At 73.2% G+C, this 8,777-nt stretch carries 8 protein-coding genes and 1 riboswitch; of the genes, 6 read left to right on the top strand and 2 right to left on the bottom strand.

Going from position 1 to position 8,777, the window contains the following annotated elements; all coding sequences use genetic code 11:
* Nucleotides 1-57: 57 nt before the first annotated feature.
* Nucleotides 58-1,353: a hypothetical protein gene (locus tag HMPREF3099_RS10870; RefSeq protein ID WP_070706038.1), complete on the bottom strand. Its 1,296-nt coding sequence runs from the start codon at nt 1,351-1,353 to the stop codon at nt 58-60.
* Nucleotides 1,343-1,957 (bottom strand): TetR/AcrR family transcriptional regulator, encoded by a 615-nt coding sequence (locus HMPREF3099_RS10875; RefSeq protein WP_070706040.1) that lies wholly within the window; start codon nt 1,955-1,957, stop codon nt 1,343-1,345. Before HMPREF3099_RS10875 ends, HMPREF3099_RS10870 begins: the two co-directional genes overlap by 11 nt.
* A 95-nt stretch (nt 1,958-2,052) precedes the next feature.
* Here HMPREF3099_RS10875 and HMPREF3099_RS13160 point away from each other — a divergent pair, with 95 nt between their 5' ends.
* From HMPREF3099_RS13160 to HMPREF3099_RS10905, 6 genes are all read left to right on the top strand, one after another.
* Nucleotides 2,053-3,177, top strand: coding sequence for a YhgE/Pip domain-containing protein (locus HMPREF3099_RS13160; RefSeq protein ID WP_083323728.1), 1,125 nt, complete (start codon nt 2,053-2,055; stop codon nt 3,175-3,177).
* Entirely contained in the window at nt 3,177-3,983 is an 807-nt protein-coding gene (locus tag HMPREF3099_RS10885) for an ABC transporter ATP-binding protein (RefSeq protein ID WP_083323729.1), read from the top strand. Before HMPREF3099_RS13160 ends, HMPREF3099_RS10885 begins: the two co-directional genes overlap by 1 nt.
* Nucleotides 3,980-4,711, top strand: a complete 732-nt coding sequence (locus tag HMPREF3099_RS10890) for an ABC transporter permease (protein ID WP_070706042.1) — start codon at nt 3,980-3,982, stop codon at nt 4,709-4,711. Before HMPREF3099_RS10885 ends, HMPREF3099_RS10890 begins: the two co-directional genes overlap by 4 nt.
* A 177-nt stretch (nt 4,712-4,888) precedes the next feature.
* The gene (locus HMPREF3099_RS10895; protein WP_070706044.1) at nt 4,889-5,236 is read left to right on the top strand and encodes a hypothetical protein; all 348 of its coding nucleotides are present in this window, start codon (nt 4,889-4,891) and stop codon (nt 5,234-5,236) included.
* Between the two features lie 67 nt (nt 5,237-5,303).
* Nucleotides 5,304-5,963, top strand: coding sequence for an ABC transporter ATP-binding protein (locus HMPREF3099_RS10900; protein WP_070706046.1), 660 nt, complete (start codon nt 5,304-5,306; stop codon nt 5,961-5,963).
* A gap of 44 nt (nt 5,964-6,007) precedes the next feature.
* Nucleotides 6,008-8,065, top strand: coding sequence for an ABC transporter permease family protein (locus HMPREF3099_RS10905; RefSeq protein WP_141762139.1), 2,058 nt, complete (start codon nt 6,008-6,010; stop codon nt 8,063-8,065).
* Nucleotides 8,066-8,516: 451 nt separating this feature from the next.
* Nucleotides 8,517-8,685: riboswitch (cobalamin riboswitch) on the top strand.
* Nucleotides 8,686-8,777 lie beyond the last annotated feature (92 nt).

Below are 8,777 nucleotides of genomic sequence, written 5' to 3' on the forward strand. Positions count from 1 at the left end.
CTCGACAGTCGAGTTCAGCACCGGTGCGGAATTGGTGGTGGGCCCCCGCCGGGCGCCTCAGCCGCGCGACACCTCCGGCAGCCGCAGCCCGAGCGCCGATCCCAGCACGCCCAGCGCCGCCAGGAAGGCCAGCGGCCACCAGGGCGTCACTGTGGCCAGGGCGCCGGCCACCGCGCCGGCGGCCAGCAGCACCACCCCGATGATCGTGTTGCCCGCTGCGGTGTAGGCGGTGCGGGTGTCGCCCGCGGCCATGTCCACCAGGTAGGTCTTGCGGCCGGTGCGCACCCCGGTGTGGGCCAGCGTCACCAGGAAGTAGGCCACCGGCAGCACCCACGCCATCGGCCCCGGGGGCAGCACGGCGGCCAGCAGCAGCACCACCAGCACCACCGCGGTGGCCGCCCCGGAGGCCACGGCCATGAGGCGCCGGCTGGAGCGGTCTGCCGCGCGCCCCACCAGCCGCCCGCCCACGAGCGAGGCCAGGCCGGTGCCCAGCACGAAGGGAGCCAGCCCGGTCAGGGGAGTGGTGCCCTGCGTGGCGGCCGCGGCCACCAGGAAGGTGGGTGTCAGGGCGGTCACCAGCAGCAGGGCGCGAACGGTGACGAAGGCCCGGAAGTCCGGCGCGTCGCGCCACAGCGCCCACGGGCTCACCGGGGTGTCGGCCTCCCGGGTGTCACCGGCCGGCTCCTCCACCCGGTTCCACAGCACCGCCGTGCCCACGAACAGCAGCGCCGCGCCGGCCGCCAGCCAGGCCAGGTGTTGCGGCGAGGTGCCCTCGCCGGCCAGGCGCAGCCCCACGCCCACCGTGAGCGCCAGGGCGCCGGCCACCACGGTGGCGGTGCCGGTGAGCTGCCCGCGCTGCCCCTTGGGCACGGTGCGCCCCTGGGTGTCCTTGCTCGCCAGCGAGGTCAGGGCGCGCCCGCTGGCCAGTACCGCCAGACCGGCCAGCACGCCGAGCCCGGCGCCCAGCCCGGTGAGCAGGGCCAGTGCCAGCGCGATGCCGGCCGCGCCCACCGCCTGCGCGAGGCCCCCGACGGCCACCAGCCCGTGGCGCCGCCGGTGCGAGACCACCCACGGCGTGAGCGCGGCCTGCGGCAGCATCGACCCGGACTCGCGCACCGGCACGAGCAGGCCGACGGTCCACCCCGGCGCACCGAGGCCGGTGAGGGCCCAGGTGAGCACGGTGGGGGCGTGCACCAGCTGGTCGGCGGCGTTGAGCAGCGAGGTGGCCCCCAGGATGCGCAGGCCGTTGCGGGGCAGGGCCTCGGCGGCGGTGGGCTCCAGCTGCTCGGTGCCGGCGTCGGGGTCCTCCACCACGGCGTCCCACGCCCGGCTGAACTCGCGGTCACTCACCATCGGGGGTCTCCTCCGGGGTCGGCCAGAGGGCCTCCACGGCGGCGCGGAAGTCCTCGGGGGACGGGGTGCCCAGCAGGGTGCTCTGCACGATGAAGCCCTGCCCCAGGGCGAGCAGCGCCGGCAGGGCCCGGCGGGCCTCGGTGGCGGCCGCCGCGGGGGTCAGGCCGCGCCCGTGGGTGAACCACGCCTCGAGGTAGGTCAGCGCCCCCTGGCTCACCTCGGCGAACACCGCGCCGGTGCGCTCGCGCAGCGCCTCGTGGTGCGCGGTCGAGGCCCAGATGTCCAGCACCAGGGCGGCCTCGCGCCCCTGGGGCAGCTGGCCGACGAAGGCGCCCAGCGCGGCGGCGGGGTGGGGCACAGGGCGCTCCTCGGCGAGGGCGGCCATGCTCGCCAGCCGGGTGCGGATCACCTCCACGGCCACGGCCACCACCAGCTCGTCCTTGCTGGCGAAGTAGCCGTAGATGGCACCGGCCGAGAGGCCCGACTCCTCGATGACGCGGGCCATCGACGTGGCCTGCAATCCGTCGCGGAGCATGGCGGTGCGGGCGGCGTCGACGATGCGCTGGCGCTGCGCCTCGCGGCGCTGGGGGGTGAGGCGGGGCATGTGAGACACCTTACAGAGCGGTCGTTCTTTTTGCGCTCGGGGTGCCGCGGTCCTACGCTGGCGAACGATCGTTCTTCTTGTGAAGGGACTCCCCCATGGCACCGTCCACCAGCCTCACCGCGCCCGAGCGCGCCGAGCACCCCACCCCGACCTACGAGAAGGTCGACCGCCGCAGCCCCTGGGGCGCGGCCCTGCGCATGGCGGCCATCGCCGCCACCGTCGTCACGCTGGTGCTGCTGGCCTTCCTGTGGCCCACCGTCACCTCCACCCCCAAGGACCTGCCGGTCGCCGTCGTGGGCGACCAGGCCACCGCCGACCGCATCCAGGCCGGCATGGAGCAGCAGGCCGAGCGCACGGGCGGCCAGGTGCCCTTCGACCTGCAGCGCGTCGACTCCCGCGAGGCCGCCGTGCAGGGTATCCGGGAGCGCGAGCTCTACGGCGCGTTCGTCGCGCCGAAGGCCCCCACCGACCGCCTCGAGGTGCTCACCGCCGGCGCGGCCAACGCCTCGGTGGCCCAGATGCTCACCTCCGCCGGGCAGGGCATGAACACCGCCGTCGCGCAGCAGGTGGCCCAGCAGGTGCCGGCCCAGAACAAGGCCGCCGTGCTGGAGCAGGCGCTCGCCGGCCCGCAGGTGACCGACGTCGTGCCCCTCACCGAGGACGACCCCCGCGGTGCCGGCCTGGCCGTGGCCTCCCTGCCGCTCACCATCGGCGGCATCCTCGGCGGTGTGCTGCTCTCCAACACCCTGCGCGGCACCTGGCGTCGGATGGTCGGCGTGCTCGCCTACGCCGCGCTCGGCGGCCTGGCGATGGTGGCCGTGCTCGACTGGTGGTTCAACCTCCTGCCCGCCCCGGGGCTCGCGCTGTGGGCCTCCATCGCGCTGAGCCTGGGTGCCACGGTGGCCCTCATCGTGGGGCTGCACAGCGCCATCGGCGCCCCCGGCATCGGCATCGGTGCGCTGCTGACCATGCTCATCGGCAACCCGATCTCCGGCGCGCAGGCCCCGGCCGAGTTCCTGCCCGGCGCGTGGGGCGCCATCGGGCAGTTCTTCGTGCCCGGCGCCACCGGCACCCTGGTGCGCGACCTGGCCTACTTCCCCGACGCGTCCACGCTGCAGCCGTGGCTGGTGCTGGCCGGCTGGCTGGCACTCGGGCTGCTGCTCGTGGTGGTGGGCCACCACCGCACCGGCGGCCACGGGCACGAGCACGTGGGGGCCTGATGTCCGCCTCGCGCCTGACCAAGCCCTCCCCGCGCCCGGTCGAAGCGGGGGAACCCGCCGCCGCCCCGGCCGTCACCGTCCGCGGGCTGCGGGTGGTGCGCGACGGGCGTGAGGTGCTGCCCGGCATCGACCTGGAACTGCCCGCCGGGCGGGTCACCGGGCTGCTGGGCCCCTCGGGCAGCGGCAAGTCCACGTTCATCCGCGCCGTGGTGGGCGTGCAGAGGGTGACCGCCGGCGAGGTGACCGTGCTCGGGGAGCCCGCCGGGTCGCCGGCCAACCGGGCCCGCGTCGGGTACGTCACCCAGTCGCCCGCGGTGTACGCCGACCTCCCGGTGCGCGCCAACCTGCGCTACTTCGCCGCGATGGCGGGGCTCTCCGGGGCCGCCGCGCGCGATGCGGTGGAGCGGACCCTGGCGCAGGTCGACCTCACCTCCCGCGCCGACGCCCGCGTCTCGTCGCTCTCCGGAGGCCAGGCCTCCCGGGTGTCGCTGGCTGCAGCCCTGGTGGCCGACCCGCAGCTCCTCGTGCTCGACGAGCCGACGGTGGGCCTGGACCCGGTGCTGCGGCGCTCGCTGTGGGAGCTCTTCGACCGCCTCGCCGGCGAGGGGCGCACCCTGTTGGTGAGCAGTCACGTCATGGACGAGGCCACCCGTTGCGACCACCTCGTGCTGCTGCGCGAGGGGCGCGTGCTGGCCGGCCTCACGCCGGCCGAGCTGCTGGCCCGCACCGGTGCGTCCGATGCCGAGGAGGCCTTCCTGCGCCTGGTGGAGCAGGGCGCCGACCACACCCCGGAGGAGACCCGATGAGCCCCCGCCGCACCCTGGCCACGGCCGTGCGCGTGCTGCGCCAGCTGGCCGGCGACCCCCGCACCGTGGCCCTGCTGGTGGTGGTGCCGGCCGCCCTGTTGGCCCTGCTCGGCTGGGTCTTCGACTTCTCCGGCGCCTACGACCGCATCGGCCCGGTGCTGCTGCCGGTCTTCCCCTTCGTGGTGATGTTCATCGTCACCTCCGTCGCCACCCTGCGGGAGCGGCAGTCCGGAACCCTGGAGCGCCTGCTCACCACGCCGATGGCACGGGTGGACCTGTTGGGCGGGTACGCCCTGGCCTTCACGGTGATGACCGTCCTGCAGATCGCGGCCACCTCGCTGGTGGCCCGGTGGGTCGGGCTGGAGGTGGCCGGTCCGTGGTGGGCGCTGGTGCTCGTGGCCCTGGTCTCGTCCTTCCTCGGCACGGCCCTCGGCCTGCTGGCCAGCGCGTTCGCGCGCACGGAGTTCCAGGCGGTGCAGTTCATGCCGGCCTTCGTGCTGCCGCAGTTCCTGCTCTGCGGGCTGCTCGTGCCGCGCGACCGGCTGCCCCGCGCGCTGGAGCTGGTGAGCGACGTGCTGCCGCTCAGCTACGCGGTGGACGCCGTGCAGCACGTGCGCGACCACACCTCCCTCGGGGCCGACCTCTGGCGCCCGATGGGGGTGCTGCTCGCCTTCGCGGCGGTGGCCCTCGTGGGCGCCGCGCTCACCGTGCCCCGCCGGACGGAGTGACCCGGGGGCCTGCGGGTCCCGCCTCGCAGGGCGACACTGTTGGTCTGCTGTCAACCGGCTGTCGGGCGTCGTCCACCATGGCTGAATCGCCCTCCTGCTCCTTGACACACACACGGCGAGGCTGGATAGGTGGTGTCCTCCACGTCGGGGGGTGACCACACACACGGGGAGAAATCCATGAAGAAGATCGTCGTTGCGACCCTGCTCGCCTCCGGACTGATGGTGGGCTCGGCCTCTGCCGCCTGGGAGGTGGCAGAGAGCCGGACCACCGGAGGCCACGCGAAGAACGCGTCCAGTTCCGACTGGAATCGGCACGTCTACGTCTGCGACACCTTGGACGACGGCCACGAGATGGAGGTGCAGGCGCGAATGGGCACCTGGACCGCGCGAGCGCGCGATTCGAAGGGTGGTTCGTGCGAGCACCTGACCCAGACGAGTTCTGTTGAGGAGTTCCGGTCCTGCAGGCTCATGATCTTCGACCAGTGCGGTGGCTGGGTCGAGCCGAAGCGCGTCTGGAAGAACTGACAGAACTCTCATGGTGGGTGGGCTGGCGTGGCCGGCCCACCCACCACCACTGTGTAGAAAGGCGACCATGAAGCACGAGCCCGCGCTGGCCATCGAGCATCTCGGCGTGACCTATGACCGAACCGTCATCGAGGACTTCTCCCTCATCGTGGAACGCGGGCAGTCCGTCGCGCTCATGGGCCCCAGTGGTTCCGGCAAGAGCAGCATCCTGGCGTGTGCGGTGGGTATGCAGCGGCCCACGCGCGGATCGGTCGCGGTGGACGGGAACGACCTGTCGCGCGCCCGCCCCTCCCGGCGCGCCCGCCTCCGCCGCGAGCTGATGGGGGTGGCGTACCAGGACGCGGGCCTGCTGCCCGAGTTGAGCGTGGCGGAGAACGTCGCCGTGACCCTGCTCTTCGACGGTGTGCCGCGCTCGAAGGCCCTCTCGATGGCGTCTGACTCACTGGCTGCAGTGGGTCTCACCGACCACGTGGACAAGCCGGTCGACCAGATCTCGGGTGGTCAGGCACAGCGGGTGTCCATCGCCCGTGCGCTGGTGCGGCCGTCCGCCGTCCTGCTGGTGGCGGACGAGCCCACGGCCAGCCTCGACCAGGACACGGCGGCCGACATCATCAGCCTTCTGGGCGAACGCGTTCACGACACGGGGGTGGGTGCCCTCATCGCCACGCACGACCCGGCTGTCGCGGCAGCCTGTGACACCGTCATCGACCTGCGTGATCACCGATGAGGGGCGGCTGGGCTCCGGCGTGGCGACTCGCCCGCGGCCTCGCGTTGAGCGCGAACCCGCGGCAGCGCTGGCGCCAGGTGAGCATCGTCTTCTCCGCGGCGGTGGCCACCGTCGCCCTCCTGGTGACCGCGATGATGGCCGCACACCTGCTGGTGGTCGACGACCACCTGGATGCGCGACGGCCGAACGTCGGCGGAACAGCCGTCGCCGACTGGGGAAAGTCCATGCCCATCCTGCCTGAGGGGTTGGGTCAGATCCCCATCCAGTGGATCAGCCCCGACCCCGGCCATGAGAACGATCCGTCGTTGGTGCCCCCGGGGCTGGATCGCCTCCCCGCCCCGGGGGAGGCAGTCATCTCCCCGGGGCTCGCGCGGCACGGTCTGACCGCCGAGGACCTCGGGCTGCGCCCGAGTGACGCGGGCACGGGTGAGGGCGGCACCATCGGGGACGACTTCCTGATCTCACGCAGTGAGGGCTACGCCATCGCCCGCCCACCCGAGGGTCAGAAGCTGGACCAGGACTTCGTCAAGCGCATCTCGGGCTACGGCCCGGGCGAGGCGCGGGTGGGCTACGTCGAGACCACATTGGATGCGCCGGCCGGTGTCCCCGGCGCGGTGTCCGTCCTCGCGCTGGTTTTTCTACCAGCACTTCTCCTGCTGGGGACAGCGGCGCGTGCCGTGGGTGGGGTCACCCGGGAACGTGCCGAGCGCCTGTGGCGGCTGGGAGTCAGCGCGGCATCGATCCGCCGGGTGGTCGTGTTGGAGACGGGCGTCCTGGCGTTGCTCGGAGCCGTATCGGGGGCCCTTGCCTGGCTCCTGATCTTGAGCTGGCGGACCAGCTGGCCCGGCAACGATGCGGTGCTCCTCCCGGCCGCGCGGGGCAGTTGGTGGATGCCGGCGGTGGTCATCCCCCTGACGGTCGGGGTGGCCGTCCTCTGGGCCACCACGGCCAGGGTGGTGCCCCAGGTGCGCCGTTCTGGGGTGCGATGGGGGGACTGGGCGATCCTGCCCCTCATCGCCGCCTTCGTGTGCCTGGGCCTGGCGGTCCCCCTGCCAGAGTTGCTGGGCCAGAAGAACGCGGACCTGTCGATGCAGCTGCTGATGGTGGGCGCCGTGCTGGTGATCGCGGGACTGCCCCTGGGGCTTCCCGTGCTCGCTCGATGGGTGTCCGGGCTGTTCGCCCGCTCCGGCAACCCCACTCGCTGGCTCGCCGCCAAGCGTCTGGGCGGTGGCTCGGCACGGCTGGCCCGCGCGGGTGCCTTCGTGGGGATCCTGGTGTTCATCATCGGCTCGGAGGTCTCTCTCTATGAAGGAACGGGCGGTGGCCCGGCGTTCGCGGAGTCAGGCGGCTCGGCGAAGGTCTGGACGGCCTACTGGGCTGATGCGCCCGAGGGGTTCGTCGGCACGCTCCAGGAGAGGGCCGAGCAGGCCGGTGGGCGGGTGGAGCCGAACCGCCAGGGCACCGGCGGGGCCGTGGTGTTCCGTGACTGTGCCGCCGCCGAGGACTTCTTCGGCACGCAGGTGCCGGCCAAGCAGTGCGGCGGGGTGGGGACGGACGGCGCTCGCGCCGTTGCCCGGGTCAGCGAGGTTCTGATCGGGGATCCCACGCGTCACGCGCCGTCCGACTACGTTCTGGTCAGCGGTCCGCTGGACTGGAACGGGGCCGATGCTCTGCGTCTCTTCCAGGGGTCCACCGAGCCGGTCCTCATGCAGAAGCTTGGGCCAGACACGGACTTCCAGCACCCCGGAACGGACTGGATGCGTACCGGCGTCCTCGCGGCATCACTCCTGCTCCTGTTGGGCATGTTGCGCGTGCTGGGTGACCGGGCCATCGAGACCACCGGGGAGCATCGCGCCCTGGAGCGGGCCGGGCTGCATCCCGATGAGGCGGCGCGCACCACGGTCGTGGCGACCCTCCTGCCCGTGGCCCTGGCGGTGCCGATCGGTGTGGCGGCTGCCTACCTCTTCGCCTACGTGGGCGGCACGGCGGAGTACACCACCGAGAACTACCTGCTCGTGACGGCGGTGTCACTGGCGGTGGCAGGGGTGTGCGTGGCCGTCATCGTGGGGACCCTGGTGTGGCAACGCCGTGCCAGGGCCTGACTGCAGCGGTGGTCACGGCGTCACCAGGAAGACGTGAGCCGGTGGCGTGTGTGTGAGGAAGTGATTGCTGGGCTCGCGGGCGTGTGACGAGGTGGTCGCCCTGGCGGCCGAAGCGTTACACGGGAGGGTCATGCGTCACCGTCGAGACAGCCACGCATGGTCATCTCGACAGTCGACATGACCATTCGTGGACGTCTCGAGGTGCCCGGGCCACCCCTCCCAGGCCGCCTCGCCGGGGCCCCGGGTCGCCGCCGGTTCTCCGCGCCATGCCACCGAACCCGGCCGGACACAACATGTGGGGGTGGCGCCGCGCCACAGGCCCCGTATATGGTGCGGGTGCTGGTTCTCCCCGGCACGGCCAACGGCCCGGACGTGCAGCTTCACAGCACGCCACCGCCGCGCAGCACCACTGCGCGGCAGGGCGCCCGGCGACCGAGCCCCAGGGAGAGGCAAGAGGGAACCCGGTGCGAGTCCGGGACTGCCCCGCAGCGGTATTCGGGAACGACCGCCGTCACACAGCACTGGGTGCAGCCAGCACCTGGGAAGCGACGGCCAGTAGGCACCCGTCCGGCACCTGCCGGACGCCTCGGTGACGAGGACGCCCGTGAGTCCGAAGACCTGCCAGCGCCCGGCCGCGACCGCGGCCGGTCCGTCGAGCCGCGCGGGACGGCTGGCAGACGCACGTCCGGACACGGGCGCCGGCACCGCCGTG

Source organism: Kytococcus sp. HMSC28H12, from assembly GCF_001816045.1.
Classification (GTDB): domain Bacteria; phylum Actinomycetota; class Actinomycetes; order Actinomycetales; family Dermatophilaceae; genus Kytococcus; species Kytococcus schroeteri.